12 protein-coding genes are annotated in these 15228 nt (G+C 36.7%); 9 read left to right on the top strand and 3 right to left on the bottom strand.

Annotation, left to right across the window (positions count from 1 at the left end; translation table 11 throughout):
* Positions 1 to 221: 221 nt before the first annotated feature.
* The gene (locus tag BKM32_RS16475; RefSeq protein ID WP_171971862.1) at positions 222 to 377 is read left to right on the top strand and encodes a hypothetical protein; all 156 of its coding nucleotides are present in this window, start codon (positions 222 to 224) and stop codon (positions 375 to 377) included.
* On the top strand, positions 370 to 2883 hold the full coding sequence (locus BKM32_RS16330; protein ID WP_083702158.1) for an alkaline phosphatase family protein: 2514 nt from the start codon (positions 370 to 372) through the stop codon (positions 2881 to 2883). The genes BKM32_RS16475 and BKM32_RS16330 overlap by 8 nt, the downstream gene beginning before the upstream one ends.
* A 66-nt stretch (positions 2884 to 2949) precedes the next feature.
* On the opposite strand, the gene BKM32_RS10110 is transcribed toward BKM32_RS16330, so the two are convergent.
* Both BKM32_RS10110 and BKM32_RS10120 read right to left on the bottom strand, forming a co-directional pair.
* A complete protein-coding gene (locus BKM32_RS10110; RefSeq protein ID WP_076663695.1) occupies positions 2950 to 3807 on the bottom strand; it encodes a hypothetical protein in 858 nt (285 codons plus the stop codon).
* Positions 3808 to 4344: 537 nt separating this feature from the next.
* Positions 4345 to 5286, bottom strand: coding sequence for an MBL fold metallo-hydrolase (locus BKM32_RS10120; RefSeq protein WP_083702159.1), 942 nt, complete (start codon positions 5284 to 5286; stop codon positions 4345 to 4347).
* Positions 5287 to 5454: 168 nt separating this feature from the next.
* Between BKM32_RS10120 and BKM32_RS10125 the strand changes: the two genes are divergently transcribed.
* From BKM32_RS10125 to BKM32_RS10155, 7 genes are all read left to right on the top strand, one after another.
* Positions 5455 to 6795 carry a microtubule-binding protein gene (locus BKM32_RS10125; RefSeq protein WP_076663697.1) on the top strand — a complete coding sequence of 447 codons (1341 nt, stop codon included), beginning with the start codon at positions 5455 to 5457 and terminating at the stop codon, positions 6793 to 6795.
* Positions 6796 to 6925: 130 nt separating this feature from the next.
* Positions 6926 to 7984 (top strand): hypothetical protein, encoded by a 1059-nt coding sequence (locus BKM32_RS10130; protein WP_076663698.1) that lies wholly within the window; start codon positions 6926 to 6928, stop codon positions 7982 to 7984.
* 80 nt (positions 7985 to 8064) lie between these two features.
* Positions 8065 to 10029 carry an AAA family ATPase gene (locus BKM32_RS10135; protein WP_076663699.1) on the top strand — a complete coding sequence of 655 codons (1965 nt, stop codon included), beginning with the start codon at positions 8065 to 8067 and terminating at the stop codon, positions 10027 to 10029.
* Positions 10019 to 10600 (top strand): NUDIX domain-containing protein, encoded by a 582-nt coding sequence (locus BKM32_RS10140; RefSeq protein ID WP_076663700.1) that lies wholly within the window; start codon positions 10019 to 10021, stop codon positions 10598 to 10600. The genes BKM32_RS10135 and BKM32_RS10140 overlap by 11 nt, the downstream gene beginning before the upstream one ends.
* Entirely contained in the window at positions 10600 to 11835 is a 1236-nt protein-coding gene (locus BKM32_RS10145) for a DUF6638 family protein (RefSeq protein ID WP_076663701.1), read from the top strand. The genes BKM32_RS10140 and BKM32_RS10145 overlap by 1 nt, the downstream gene beginning before the upstream one ends.
* Positions 11836 to 11882: 47 nt before the next feature.
* Positions 11883 to 12410, top strand: coding sequence for a magnesium transporter (locus BKM32_RS10150; RefSeq protein WP_076663702.1), 528 nt, complete (start codon positions 11883 to 11885; stop codon positions 12408 to 12410).
* A gap of 18 nt (positions 12411 to 12428) precedes the next feature.
* Positions 12429 to 14123, top strand: a complete 1695-nt coding sequence (locus BKM32_RS10155; RefSeq protein WP_076663703.1) for a hypothetical protein — start codon at positions 12429 to 12431, stop codon at positions 14121 to 14123.
* Positions 14124 to 14139: 16 nt separating this feature from the next.
* Here BKM32_RS10155 and BKM32_RS10160 read toward each other — a convergent pair whose 3' ends face one another.
* The gene (locus BKM32_RS10160; protein ID WP_076663704.1) at positions 14140 to 15138 is read right to left on the bottom strand and encodes an arginase family protein; all 999 of its coding nucleotides are present in this window, start codon (positions 15136 to 15138) and stop codon (positions 14140 to 14142) included.
* Positions 15139 to 15228 lie beyond the last annotated feature (90 nt).

Consider the following 15228-nt stretch of genomic DNA (forward strand, 5'->3'; position numbering starts at 1 on the left):
AGAAACTGTATTATTTCCTAAGTTACTGAATATACCAGTAATAAAAGCATTTGAAGACGAAAGTAGGGGTTTTGTAGACAAACAAATATGTTTTGTCGGTGGATTAATTATAAGATGAATAATCAGTTAAAATAATTCACATTAAAATATTGGTAGCTATATTTTTACGTTGTTTTATTTGTGGAGTTTTATTAATTTCATGTGACTTTAATTTTAGTAGTATGAAATCGCACACCAACCATTTTATTAAGCAATACAAGTATACTATTACTCCAGAAGGATCTTTGGGATTATTGGCGTTAGGGGATATTGGCTTGAGAGCCTGGAGGGAAGTAAAGAAACATCATATGCGTCAACAAGATTTTCCCAATGACTAAGGTACTTTTAATTGGTTGGGATGCCGCTGATTGGAATATTATAAGACCGCTTTTGGAAAAGGGCCAAATGCCAGCATTAAAGCGTTTAATGGATAAGGGTGTTTCTGGGAATATGGGAACAATGAGCCCGCCTTTTTCACCAATGTTATGGTCGTCAGTTGCAACAGGAAAAACCCCAGATAAACACGGAGTATTGGGTTTTATGGAAGTGGCCCCAAACATGAAGGTAATCAGGCCTGTTACGGCTACTTCTAGAAAGTCTAGAGCCATTTGGAATATCCTGCATCATGAGGGATTAAAAAGTAATGTGGTAGGTTGGTGGCCAAGTTTTCCCGCAGAACCAATTAATGGTGTTGTGGTGTCGGATAGATTTCAAAAAGTGGATCCAGACCCCAAAAAAACAAATCCAATAAAAATCGGCACGATTCATCCTGAAGAATTGGCTCATGATATCAAGGATTTGCGAATGTTCCCCTATGAAGTTACGGAAGCTCATATTTTGCCTTTTATTCCCAAAGCAGCACAGATTGATCAAGAAAAGGATTTTGGATTACAGTCGTTGGCAAATTTAATTGCTCAAAATACTTCGGTACATGCTGTGGCAACCTATCTTATGCGAGAGACAGCATGGGATTTTATGGCGGTTTATTATGACATGATAGACCATTTTTGCCATTCCTTTATGAAGTATTACCCTCCTAAGCTGAACGGTGTTTCCCTAGAGCATTACGATATTTATAATAGGGCGGTCATTGGAGCCTATCGTTTTCAAGATATGATGTTGGAACGAGTGATGGAATTGGTGGATGAGGAAACCACCATCATTGTAATGTCCGACCACGGTTTTGAATCGGGTGCCAAACGTATTTTGAAAATGCCAAAATATCCAGCGGCACCAGCTCTGGAGCATCGGCAATTTGGCATTTTTGTAGCCGCTGGCCCCAATATAAAAAAGAAAGAAAAAGCATTTGGTTTAAGGCTAATTGATATTGCTCCTACCATTTTGCATATGTATGGTTTACCCATTGGTAAGGATATGGATGGCAATGTTACCCTAGACATATTTGAAAATCCTGAAACACCCAAGTTTATTGATAGTTGGGAACAAGTGAAAGGTGATTTTGGAGAACATGATTCTAATGAATTAAGGGAAGAGCTATCAGATGTCGAAACCATGCAACAATTGATTGATTTGGGATATGTTGAGAAGCCAGATGAAAAACTTGAAGTAGCCATTTTGAAAACCCAATGCGATTTAAAACATAATTTGGCAAGGGTGTTTATAGGAAAGCATGATTTTGAATCGGCAAAGCCATTGCTTTTGGAGCTCATAAAGTATGAGCAACCCATAGATGTCATTCCTTATTATATGGATTTATTGTCCATTAGTTTGTCTGAAAAAGATTTTGATGTAGCTGAGAATTATTTAAACAAGTTACGTACTTTGGATAAAAGGTTTCAGATAAACACTTATTTTTCAGAAGCCAAAATTCTTATAGGAAAAGGAAAGTTAGATCAAGCCTTAAAATTACTTCTCGCTGCAAAAAAACGCCAGCCAAATTCCGAAGTTTGGTACCAAATAGGAATCATATATAGACAACTTCAGAAATTTGATGATGCCAAGGCGGCTTTTGAAGAATCTATTAAGATGGAAAGTGATTCGGCGAAATATCACCAGGCACTGGCTGAAACTCTCATCCGGACAGGGGATTTTGAACGGGCCGCACATCATGCTCTATCTAGTATTAATTTTATAAAATATAATCCTGCTGCACACTACACATTGGGTGAGGCTTTGGAGAAGTTGGGAGATTTGCAAAATGCAAAGATTGCTTATGAAACTGCCTCAAGATTTGTAGTTAAAAAGAATTCTAGAATGGACATGGCTCTTGAGAATGTAGAAGAAAAACTACTCAATCAAAATGAGCCTAACGATAAAGTGTCTTCAATCTATAGAAAGAATCAAATAGTAGTTGTGTCTGGTTTGCCTCGTTCAGGGACTTCTTTAATGATGCAAATGTTACACAATGGAGGTATCGAGGTCTTAACGGATTTTTCAAGGAAACCAGATGAATCAAATCCCAAAGGGTATTTTGAGTATAACCCTGTGATGTCAATACATAAGGATAATTCTTGGTTACATTTGGCTAGGGGTAAATCTGTAAAGGTGGTAGCTCCGTTATTGAAATTTTTAGATCCGCAATACCGCTATAAAGTTATTTTTATGAATCGAGATTTGACAGGTGTAGTGAAATCTCAGCAAAAAATGATTGGTAGGGATACTGATAATTTACCAGTGAATTTGTTGAATGCTTACCGAAAACATTTAAAGGAAGTTGAAATTTGGAAAGATAAGGAACCAGGCGTGGAACTTTTGTATGTGAATTATAAGGATTTAATGGAACATCCAGAAGAGATTTTGCCAGAAATCATTTCTTTTATTGGTTTAGAATTGGATGGACAAACAATGTTAGGTTGCATTGATAAATCATTGTGTAATTGGTAGTGTTGAATTTAAATAAAAAAAAGCCTGCAATTTGCAGGCTTTTTTTTATTTAAAGTATTTCGCGAATTACTTAAGTAAAGCGTTCAATAAAATAGGATCAATTTTTGTGTTTACTTCAGAAATTGGAGTAACAGCAGCAGGGCGTCCGCTTGTAGATTGATCAATATAGCCTAAATAGGTTGTTGCATAATCAAGGGCAATTGGAGTACCATCTACAGAAGCACTATATGAAAAATCAGCTGTTTCCGAGAAGTCAGCATTGATAGCAAAAGCTGGGTCAGCTTCATGACCAAATTCGGTAACAATATCAACTCCGTCTAATGCTAAATAAGCTAAAGAGTAGTAATAAGTTGAAGCTTCGCTGCTAGGGAAAAGTGGAAGACCTTCAGTATCGAGGTCTGTCAATAAAATGAATTGAATGTAATTGGTTGACTCTGTTGTTTGAAAATCACCATTTCCTGCCACTAAAGCCCAAAGCCCATGAGTGTTTTCATCAATTCCGTCATCTGAAGCATCAACTGCTCCATAATATACTAATACAGAGTTTGCTAATTCATAGTTCATTTCATTATAGAATATAGCATTATCTTGTTGTACAGCAATAACTGTTACTGTAACGGTATTACTTACTAAGCTACCGTTTTCAGCATGGATAGTATAAGAACCTGCAGCGGTAGGAGTAAATACTTGAGAAATTACTGCACCGTTTGCATAATAAGTTGAAGTTCCAGTTACATTTTCGTCAAGATCGTTCATTACAGTAAGATTTACTGAACTTCCCATTTCGATACTTGTAACATCAGCAGTTAAGGTAATGGAATTAGCAACTGGATCACCTCCTGAAGAATCGTCATCACTGCTGCTACAAGAAACTAGGGCAGATGTTCCTACAAACAAAGAACATAATAATAAAAGTTTTTTCATAGTTGTTGTTTTAAAATTAAAATTTCGTCGCCAAAGATATACTTATATGCTTAAAAATCTAATAAAACCTGTTAAAATTAATTAGATTTTTCTTGTTAATTTTTTTTAACAGTGATAATAGAAAATATTACTCATTAATTTTAAGATTTTTATAAGAATGTGTGAAATCAATTAATTTCATGACACTTTTACGTATAAAAAAAGAACCTTAATAAGGTTCTTAATTGTTATCGTATAAATGTCCTTCGGTAAAGTCTTTGTAGCTTTCGTCTACCGAAGCTTTGAAGGATTCTAGTTCTGTTAGCCGTTTGTTTTCTGCTTTTAGTTTATACATTTTTATTATAGCAATGACTATAAAAAAAATAAACACAGCAGCTGTAATAATAAGAATTAATGTAAGTTCTGTAGTACTGACCAAAAAATGAGAAGTATAGGCTAAGGTTATCATAATTATACAGATAGATAGGGTTTACCTAACAAAGGTACAATATAAATTTTAACATAAACTATTCGTTCTAAATTTGTTAATAAATTGAATTACATATTTTGGTCGTACCATTCCAACTGTACAACTTCTATGGTTTTATTACCGGCATTTACCAAATTCTTGAATTTTTTCACATCACTGTAACCCTCAGTTCCTTTATAATGGTAGGGATATACTTTTTTAGGTTTGAAATCAAGGACGGCACTCGCAGCACTTCCAACGGTCATCGTGTAAGGAAGATTCATGCATACAAAAGCAATGTCTATATTTTTAAGGCTTCTCATTTCTGGAATGTCTTCGGTATCTCCGGACACATACACTCTGGTACCGTTAATACTTAATACGTAACCATTGCCACGATCTTTAGTGTGGAATTGTAAAGCTTCTTCTCTAAGATTGTACATTGGAATTGCGTCGATATTCAATTCAACTTTTGAAGTTTTAAACCCTTTGCTCAAGCCATTAAACATGAGCTCAAAGTTTTTGAGTAAAGCAGGGCTTAATTTTTCTTTTACTGCACGAGGACCTATAATAATGGTATTTGGTGCGGTAATAGCTTCCAAAGTGGGCACATCCAAATGATCGCCATGGATGTCTGTTATTAAAATGAAATTAGGAGGGTTAATCCCTTTATAAAATCCTGAACCACCAACAGGGTCAATATAGATAGTTGTCCCATTAGTTTCTAAAACCATCGAAGCATGCTCTATGGCCGTAATTTTGATGGCTCCTTCTACAGAAACATTACTTGCGATGTTCTTTTTAACATCAGATTTTTTTTCAGTGGGTGCAGGAGTTTCTTTCTTATTGGGCACTTCATTAGTTACCGAAGAGTCCTTTTCTACCTCTTCAATATCTTCATCTTCAGTGGGAGTGGCCGTTGGACTTTCCACCGTTGGAGGCGTTTCAATTGGTTCTTTTTTGTCGCTTTTACAATTAAATGATAGTAAGGTCGCGGCTAAACTTATTGTAAGGTAGAATTTATTGTTCATAAGATTTTAGTTAAATATAGAATAAGAAATTTTAAATAAATATCATGTAACAAATTAAATTGTTAAACTACTTATATTTTTAGAGAGATTTAATTTTATAAATGGTATTTTTTTAACGAAATTGCCTTTCCGAAAAATTAACGTTCAACTAAAAAATTACAACAAAATATGTCTGATGATTTCGATTTATTGGAAACCAACTCCAATCAAAGCCAAGAAAAAGTAGATGTCAATTGGGGAAAAGCCATTGACACCATGAAGTCCAAATTAGCTCAAGAGGACGATCCTGAAGTGCGTCAAAAGATTTTGAATGCCACTTTGGATGACGTAGTTCATATGGCCGAAAAGGACCGTTCTACGTTGTTGGATGCCATAAAGGATTTAACAGACTATCAGGACGAAGTAGGAATCATATTTGAGGATTTTTCTCATTTAAATGCTGAAGAGCAAAAAGTTATTGATGACGCTATAAAACGTTTGGAACGCGCCAGGGTTGAACTTGAAGATGCCGAGGGGAAGCCAGACACATGGTGGAATAATCTTTGGGGACGAAAAAGTAAAATCAAGGAAGCTGAGCAAGAATTGCAAAATGCGCAAAAAGATAGAGATGCAGCCGATAATAAAGCCAAAGCGTTATTTCAGCAACGTATAGAATCTGCAGATGTTCAAACTTTGTTAAGTGAATTGTCTTTCAAGAGTCAGGCTGCGGTATCTCGATTAAAGAACCGTGAAATGGAAATCAAAGAAGTTGAAGATAAGCTTCAGGATGCCATTGTAGAAGCTACCAAAAACCATACGAAAGCGCTTGAAAAGAAAAAGGAAGTTGAAGCAAAACTTGAAGAGCAATATGCTTTGTTGAAACAAGCTCGCCAGGAACTGGAAGAGATTGTGGATAAACAATCTGCTGAATATGCGCAAGCCGTTGGAAAAGTTACCGAACTTGAGCAAAAGGTGGAGGAGTTGGAAGGTCTTAAAAATGCCTACACTACTTTGGCGGCTTCCAAGGACAGCTTTGTGCACAAGCACAATTTAACCATTAAGGTACTGACATCTTTAAGAAGCAATCTGCAGACACATAGAGCGAAATTGAAGAGTGATACTGAAGAGCGTTTAAAATACTATGATGGCTATGTAGTGGCATTAAAAGCGCGCACCGATCAAGAATTTGCTGCTATTTTGGAACATCTGGGAGTTAAAACAGATGAGCACATTGGGGAGACTTTAGCTGCAATGCATACTGCTAGTGCTAAAGCTCGTCAGGAAATGATGGATAACATTCCTGTTCATGAAAAAGTTATGCAAGGTGTGTATAGTAGTTATGCTGAAGCTTTGCAGGAAATCAGAGAGAAGGATATGGATATTCAAAAGAATTTCGCGGAGCGTTATGGTATCGATATGAAAGAAATTTTTGAAGATTACTATAAAGCAGATTCCAAAGAATCGGTTGAAGTAGAAACTACAAAACCGGCAAAAAAAACAAACGAAGGTAACGACGATTTGTTAAGTTAAATAGAAGCATTCCCTCGAAAGAGGGAATCTCTTTTTTAAAACACCGCTTAGGTGAATTGATCAAATGTTAGAAACTTGGAAACTTCATGACTGTCTATCTAATCAAATAAAAGTTTAAAGTAATTTTTATATGTCTGTAGAGCATATTGTAACTCCCTTGGATTCTGCCTTCCTCGATTCAAAGGAACATTATAATTTTTACCACAATATGGTAGATTTTGCTTTGAAGGAATTGATTGTTAGTGTACAGCGCAATGCATTGTGCACCAAACAGGAAATTGTCTTTTTTAAGCAATATTGCGATTTGTTGATGTATTCCATAGAGGCCATGCGTATTAAATATATGTATGATGACGAGGATAACATGAAGGTAGATTTAACAGAATCTGGCTTTCCAAATTATTTGGAATTCCGGTATTTGTTCAACGACCTTGAACTTCGTGACCAATATTTGGAAAAGTTGACGCCCATTCCTGTGTTGCAAGAGGAATTTCTGGATACCTTGTTACGAAAAAAACAACCAGTTAAGCGAAGCAGGTTGTTTCAGGCAGCTTCCATTTCTTATTATCAATCGGTGAACAAAAATTACATTTTTAATCGTTTTGTTCAGGGGAAAATTATTGCAGCACCAGAAACAGCTCGAACCGAATTAATGACCAGTTGGAGTTTCTTTGATTTGGTACTCAACCGCCCTTTTATATGTTTTATGTATTTCGACTTAAAAGGAAGCAATCATATCGAAGACATTAAAAATGATATTTATGAAGCGCTTAAAACGGTTGGGGACAGAAAAATGGCTATGGACACCATGGCCTATGGTATCGACAAAAAATTGCCGAATATCCTTCCGAAACTTATCAAAAGAATTGATTTAGGACCGCTTCATAATGTATTTGCCAAGGATGAAAACAAAATTACCCATGCCATTTTACAGGGAATAGGGAAAAAGGAAATTCCGTTGGAATCTTATGCCATGTCTTTGGAAATTGACGAAGTGCGTTCCAGAGGGGACTTTAGTGAAGGCGGTTATTTTTCGAAGCAAACCTTTCAAAAATGGAGTGAACCAACAAAGGAAAAGTATGTGTTCGCGCCTCACAGAATCATCCAAATGTTATACAGCAAGACTCCAGAAGTGATGAATCAACTGGCAAAACCGCCTATTGAAATTAGCAGTTTGCCAACCAACTAAAAATTTAAGTGTATTCAACCTAGGTCATTTTAGAGAAAAGAAGAAGAACAAATGACCTTCAAAATATTGAATGAAAATATATGGAACATAATTCCACTTTTCCTATAAAACAAAATGAATTGGATATGCTTCGCGATGAAGCAACCTCATATTTAAAAAGTATTCAATGGGAACAGGGGCAGCGTGCCAAAAACAGAGATAAGGATAGTAAAGATGATTCTATTTTGCTATATCTCTCCAGAGCAAATAATGGCGGTGGTGCAACTGAAATCACCTCCATTTCCAAAACGATTTTAGGTTTAAAAAAGCGTTTATTGCCGGAATCTGTGGCTATTCCGTTGTATTTAAATGAAACACTTTATGCAGTTCAGGAAGGGATTACCTTAGGTATTTGGATTAAGGATAGTTATTACGACGCCTCGGGACTTTCCAGTTTGAATGAACGTAAATCGGCTTTGGATACTTCAGGGAAGCGCGAGTACGAAAGCAAAATGCAAACGGCAACGGCTTTTATGTTATACGCCACGGCTTATAATATTTTGTTTCGTTTAAAGTCTGTCGCTTCAGACGATTTAAGTGTGATGAAGCAAAAGTTTGCAGGCATTCCAGAAGTATCATTGTTGTCTCCTTTAAAAGGAATTTCCTGTATGTTGTTTTACTATGATAAATATTTGTCACATCCTGATATTATCAAGTCAGACAAAGATGTAGTTGATTTTACCGTGGTGTATTTTGAAGCTTTGATTGCTGAAATCCAAATGCGTAAAAGTACTTTGGAATATCAAGAAACCATTTTGGATCGCACTTATAAATTGGAGAATTCGGATTTTGCCATTTCAGGATGGGAAAATGTGTTTATGGGGGCTGCCAAAAGTGTGGAGTTCAATAAAGTCCAATTTGAACAAATCGTTGGAAACCGAGATGCTAAACATTTCGCTCGACGTTTAACAGAACGTTTGTTGAGTTATGATTTCATTGAAAAAAAGAATCCTTTTCAAGAATTAGGCGGTTTTATGCCGGTTTTTATGGGGTATGGAATCCCTGGTACAGGGAAAAGTATGTTGATTGCAGCTATTGCCACAAGGCTCAAAGAGCATTGTGATAATTTGGACATTCCGTTTTTGTTTCACCCAATGCCAGATACGTTAATCAGTACGTTTCAGGGTGGTTCCGCAGAGAAAATGGTGGAATGGATGAAACCCTTACAGGATCCTTCAAAATTGATTTTTGCCCCTATAGATGATGCAGAAAATAATCTTCAGGAGCGAACCTCTCAAGGGGTCTCGGCAGGAGTTAAGGAGGTTATTGGTGTCTTTTTACGTTATACCGAAGGGGCTTATGCTGTGAATTATGGGAATAGTTCCATCGGTTTGTTTACCAACCTCCCGGAAATGTTGGATAAGGCTGTGATTTCACGTGTGCAGGGGCGCTTTAAAATTGATGGAGCCCAGACAGAGCATGACTTCTTGGATCAGGATTATTTATGGTGGCGCAAATTTGAAGACACCATGCCAGATTTTGTAAATATGGAAAATCCAAAAGATTATACTTATTTACAGCATCAAGGATTGGCTAAAAACATGGGAGAAATTCTTCAGGCTGTAGATAAACCAACGGAGGCAAGAGTGCATGATATTTATGATAGAGTGGAAGCTTCATATCCTTCCAATTCGCATTTGTTTTACGCCAATTTGTATAAGGAAATTCAAACTACATTTCCTTTTTTCTCGTCTAGAGATGTTCGTAATATCCAATCGGCCATTTCATTGCGCTTAACAGATTTCGACCTAGATCAAAATTGGTTTGACAATCCAGAATTCTATTTCAAAAAGGATTATGAAACCAAATTTGGGATGTTGAAAGAATTGATGCGTGAGAATATGAATGGTTTGAACTTTTCGGAAATTAGAAGACAGGAGGTAGTTCGCTATTTGGACAATGTAGCAACTATTGCTGATACCGACTTTAAACGTAAAGTAGATGAGCGTGTAGCACAATTGAAAATAGATTTGGAAGCAAGAAAAATGTTTGACAATGGGCACTAATCGTGTGAAAAATATAAACAAGGAAATACTGTCGGACCGATGGGCTTTGTTGGAAAAAGTCAATTATGATTACAAATTGAAATCTGGAGAGTGGGTGCATCAAAATAGGGAATCTTATAATAGAGGTGATGGTGCCGCTATTTTTCTTTATAATCCGAAAAAGGGTACAGTGGTTTTAACGAAGCAGTTTCGAATGCCTACCTATCTAAATGACAATACCGATGGTTTTTTAGTTGAAGCCTGTGCCGGTATGTTGGATAAGGACCATCCGGAAGACTGTATCATTAAAGAGGTAGAAGAGGAGACAGGTTACAGAATTAAGGAAGTAAAAAAAGTTATGGAAGCCTATTCTTCTCCTGGAGCAGTTACCGAAAAAATGCACTATTTTATTGGAGAATATTCAGACGAAATGAAAGTTAATGAAGGTGGTGGTCTTGCGAGTGAGCTGGAAGATATAGAAGTCATGGAATTGCCGTTTTCAGAGGTTATTGAAATGATGGCCCAAGGGCAAATCCAAGATGCCAAAACGATTATTTTAGTACAATATGCCCAAATTCATAAGTTATTGTGATGGAAAAGCTAAAAGCGGCAAATTTATTTAGAAGTGAGTTGCTTCCCGTAAGTGGAAAATTGGTAGAGAGGTATAACCAATGCTTGGTAAAGTTGGGGTTTACGCCTACAAAATTGACACAGTTTTCGATTGATGGCATAGGCTGGAGTCCAGAAATTGCTGAAGAAAAAAATGAAATACACTACCTCAATAATGGGGAAGCCAATCCACATGGCATTTTGATTTCGCCTTTACAAAAAGGGAAGCCTGTGTATGTGCCCTTTCATACGTTTGATAGGGAAATCATGCAATATGTATTTAGGATACATGGTCAAAAAATCACCGATATCACAAGGGATTGTGCCATTTGCTTGGATTTTGACCAAAAAATAGATGTGTTTTACGAACCCTTGGATTTGCTCAAATATAAGGATGTTCAGATACGGTTTCATTTAATCAATGACCTTGATAAAGCTCAGAAAAAACAATTGCAACTTATTGAAAAGTTCAAAAAAGATCAAAACTTTATAGATGAAGGGCTTCATTCAAAATTGCTGGAATCGGCCAATAAATATGGGGATTTACGCAATCGTGATCTAGAATTACCCGATTTACAATTTACTACCGAGTCTTTCTATACCAGAGCATTTGGAGGTGTTTATGTGTTGCGTGATTTCATAATGCCGATAGTGGTGTTTGAAGATTTGCATTGGTACAAGGAGGCTATTAAGGATACGGTTTATGAGGTGTTGATTTACCATGTGTTCCAACCGGAATTAATGGAAAAATTGCGAGACCATGTATTGATTGAATGCGATTTGGAAAAGGTTGTGAAAACTGATAGGTATGACCGTGTCAAGAAAATGGAACTGGCCGAAAGTCTAACGGAACCCAATCATCCTATTTGCGATATACTTAACGACAGTGTCCTGTTTAAAAGTTATTTGAACAAACTGGATATTGAAAGCCGTAAGCGTGTGATGAGTGTTGAGCGTTATTTGGAGAAAATGGAAGTGAGCAATCAATACAAAATTTCGGATATCGTAGACTTAAAAATGTACGAAGCGCTTCATAGTCCGCATTCTTCCTTGAAAGCGAAACACCAAGATTTGATTTGGCAGTTATTAGTGAATATTTCACCAAAAGATGTGTTGTTTTTTTACTGGTACGACAAGGAAGCGTTTTACCAAGAGTTTAATAATTGGGAGGATTCCCTTCAGGATTGGGTGATCCAAACCATTCGTAACAATATCTAAGTTTTTTAGACTAATTTAGTAAGTATCATAACCTTTAAAGCATTGTCATGACACTCGAACTCATTGTATTTATTGCTTCAATTCTGTTTGGACTTCTTATCTATTGGCGAGAGTCCAACGGAAATGGAATGTATCGTACTTTTAACAAAATAATCAATTCCAAAAAACTGCAGATGAAGCCTGAAGACAAAACGGGTTTTGTCTATCAGCAGTCGTTTTTAATCCGGTTGGTATCTATTACATTTTTGTTCTTGATCGCTATAGTCATTGCTCAATTTTTATTACCCATTGACCTAGCAGCCATTTCACTGTTTGCCTCTATGATCGTAGGGACTATTTTAGGTACGTATTTGGCACAATTGATATTCAAGTCGAATGAGGTGATTGATGAGCAAAGTGAATCTCTAGAGGGGATAGTTCAGGAAACTTTTGAAAAAGGGAAGGATTTTATACACGATTTTAAGCAAAAAAACTTGGATAAAGAAATTCCAAAAGAGGAATTACCTAAAGAAACTCCAACCGATAAGGAACAAAAAAGTGCTCGTGAGCGCTTAAAGGACAAGGGGCTATTATAAATTGAACTAACATCTACCATGATTAAAAATTACTGGAACAAAGGAAAGCGCCAAAAGCAAATCACTGTCATTTTGGGAATCGTGATATTGCTTGCACTATTCATTTTAAGAGACGATTACCAACCAGCGCTGTTGTTCATTAGAAAATATATCTTTTTCATTTTGTTGTCGGGAATTGTATTGGCCTTTGGGTTGTATAAATTCCGTAATCAAGCCCATACAGGAAAACGGATTCTAATTTTAGGAATCTTATTAGTGTTTTTTGGATTTCTATATGTCTTGGGCTGGCATTTCAAAATGTACGATTATATGAAAACGTATAACGTTTTTAACCATTTAAATAGAGTAGAGATAGACGATTTACCGCTTACCCAAAATGAGCGTATCCAACCGCTTCAGAATATTTTCTCCATGGCCAACGAAAGTGTTGGCGAAACCAAGGATGTGTCGTTGCCACATTTGGTTAGGGTAGATGGCGAAAACAAATGGACCATGGCTATTCAGCCAACCGAAAAATATGTGTGGCAACGTATCAATGATAATACTGAAGAAGTCTTCGCGGTTTCCAGTACCACACCATTTCCTCGATTTTCAAGTGACAATAGAATTCCGGTAACCTTTTCCATAGGCGAGTCTTTAAAATTCAGTAGAAACACTTACAATGCGGTAGTGCAGAAATTCAATCCGTGGATGTTGTTGAACTACGAACCGGGGGATGTATTCTATATGAAAGACGATTCAGGGAAATGGGTGGAAGTAGTAAGTCTTATAAAGTGGAATGGATTTTTCTTTCCTTATCCAACCTTTGGTGGTGTGATGATTATTGAAAACGGAGAGCACGATTTCAAGGATTATTTAGAACGTATTTTTATTGGAAAGGGAACCTTTGTAAGTCTAGATAACATGCAAGGCCATGATTTTCTTTTGAGACAAAACATTCTTTCAGAAAAAGTATCACGAATCCAGGCTGAATCCTTAAAGTTTTTGGGTGGTTTTTCAGATCCGTTGCCATGGAACATGAAAACAGCGGTAAAAATTCCAAATCTCCCTGATGACCAAAATCAGCAACCTTTCGTAACCGATTGTGATTTTTCGGATACGAAAACAGGAGCTTATAGTGGTTTATACCATTGGTTTGGGTTGGAGCCGGTTGGCGATGAGCGTACCAGTTTAACGTTTAGCGTATTTATACCTGCAGACGGAACCGATGCCTTGTATTATTACGACCATGCAGCCAAAAAGCAAGGGTATGCCGGGGTTTCCGCCATGCCTTTAAAAGTAATTGAATCTAGGAAGGAATTTGATTGGAGTGTGAACAAACCTGTAGAGTTTCGCCCTTATATTAAAAATATTGCGGGTAAAAAACGGATGTTCTTCTTAGGGACTATTTCTGCAGTACGAGAAGATTCTGAAAATTTTGATGGCGCGGCAACTCCAGATTTAGCTTTGGTGGATAGTGAATATCGAGATGTAGTATGGATTGACGTAAAACGTCCTAGTACTTGGGACAAGGCTGTGTACGACCAACTGAATGAAGCTTGGCGTTCCAGTGAAGGGATAGGGGAGTACTATGTAGAACAATCGAAAAATATTGATGTCCTACGGGAAGAGGTAGAAGATTCTTTAAAAGTCATTCCAAAAGTTGATCCTAATAAGGCAGAAATAGAACATTTGGAGCGTCAATTGGATTCATTAAAAAGTGTACAAAACTAAAATGCGTTGATTTGTATTAACGCGAGTTCCCATTTATAAAATCCACAATCATGTTGGCCACGTTGAATGCCACCGTTTTGTTCGTTTCAGAATTTACAACGGCGTTGCTTATATGGAGATACAAAACCTCTGGCATGGTACTAAAATGTGATATAAACTCCTGAGCCTTTTCAACAGGAATGGAGGTAGGCGTTGGTTCAATGTCATGGACAATGCCGTAATCTATATCCAAGCCAAATGAGGCTGCAGTTATATGTTTGGTGGCACGACGTAGTTGCTTATCATATTTCTGCTGTAAAGCTGCAAACTTACCATATTTAACAGCTTTTAGTTTATCCAAGGTTCTTAGAGTGGTTTCAGCAGTTGCTTCGTCATGAATGCCAAGCACAAAATAATTCTTTAGAAATCCTTCGGCGTATGCGTAACTAAAACCGTTTCCGCTGTGTCTTCCTTCTTTTTTTACAAAACCAGTTTGCGAAGATAAGTTGATGGCATTCAATCTAGTGTTCAGTGCAAGGGATGCTCCTTTAAGAATTCCGTAGGCATTGTTCTGTCCGCCACCGATAATTATGGGCTTTTTTCCAGCTTTGATGATTTGATGGACAACATAGGATACTTTTTGATCTATCAACTCCATTTTACGTCGCGCTTTAGCAATATCTTTTTTGCTATCTGGGTCGTAGGAAAGTAGTTTTTTTTGGATTTTTTTAAAGTCTAAAGACCCTAGAATGAGTACTTTTTCGGGTGTAGTAATAGTATTACGGTTTCTATTTGTTAAATTTTTTAGAACCACTTCCCATGTCTTGGAAGTCCCTATTTTACTGGTGTTGGCGAAGATTCCTAAATCTTCAGGAATACCAAAAAGAACATAGTCAACGTCCAAATTAACAATATCGTCGTATATATTTGTGAGGCCCGAAAGTAATTTGACCTGTGCCCCAAACTTGGAATCGGTTGAACCTTTTTTAGTTAGGTTTTTTAAATCTTGCTCTTTAAAAAGTATAAGTTGATCCATGTAGGATTTTTAGTTTTAAAAACGTAAAAATACAGTTTTATTTATTTACTTTCGACTCACAAAACAATTAAGAATTAACGTTACACTCAC

Source organism: Mangrovimonas sp. DI 80, from assembly GCF_001975575.1.
Taxonomy (GTDB): domain Bacteria; phylum Bacteroidota; class Bacteroidia; order Flavobacteriales; family Flavobacteriaceae; genus Mangrovimonas_A; species Mangrovimonas_A xylaniphaga.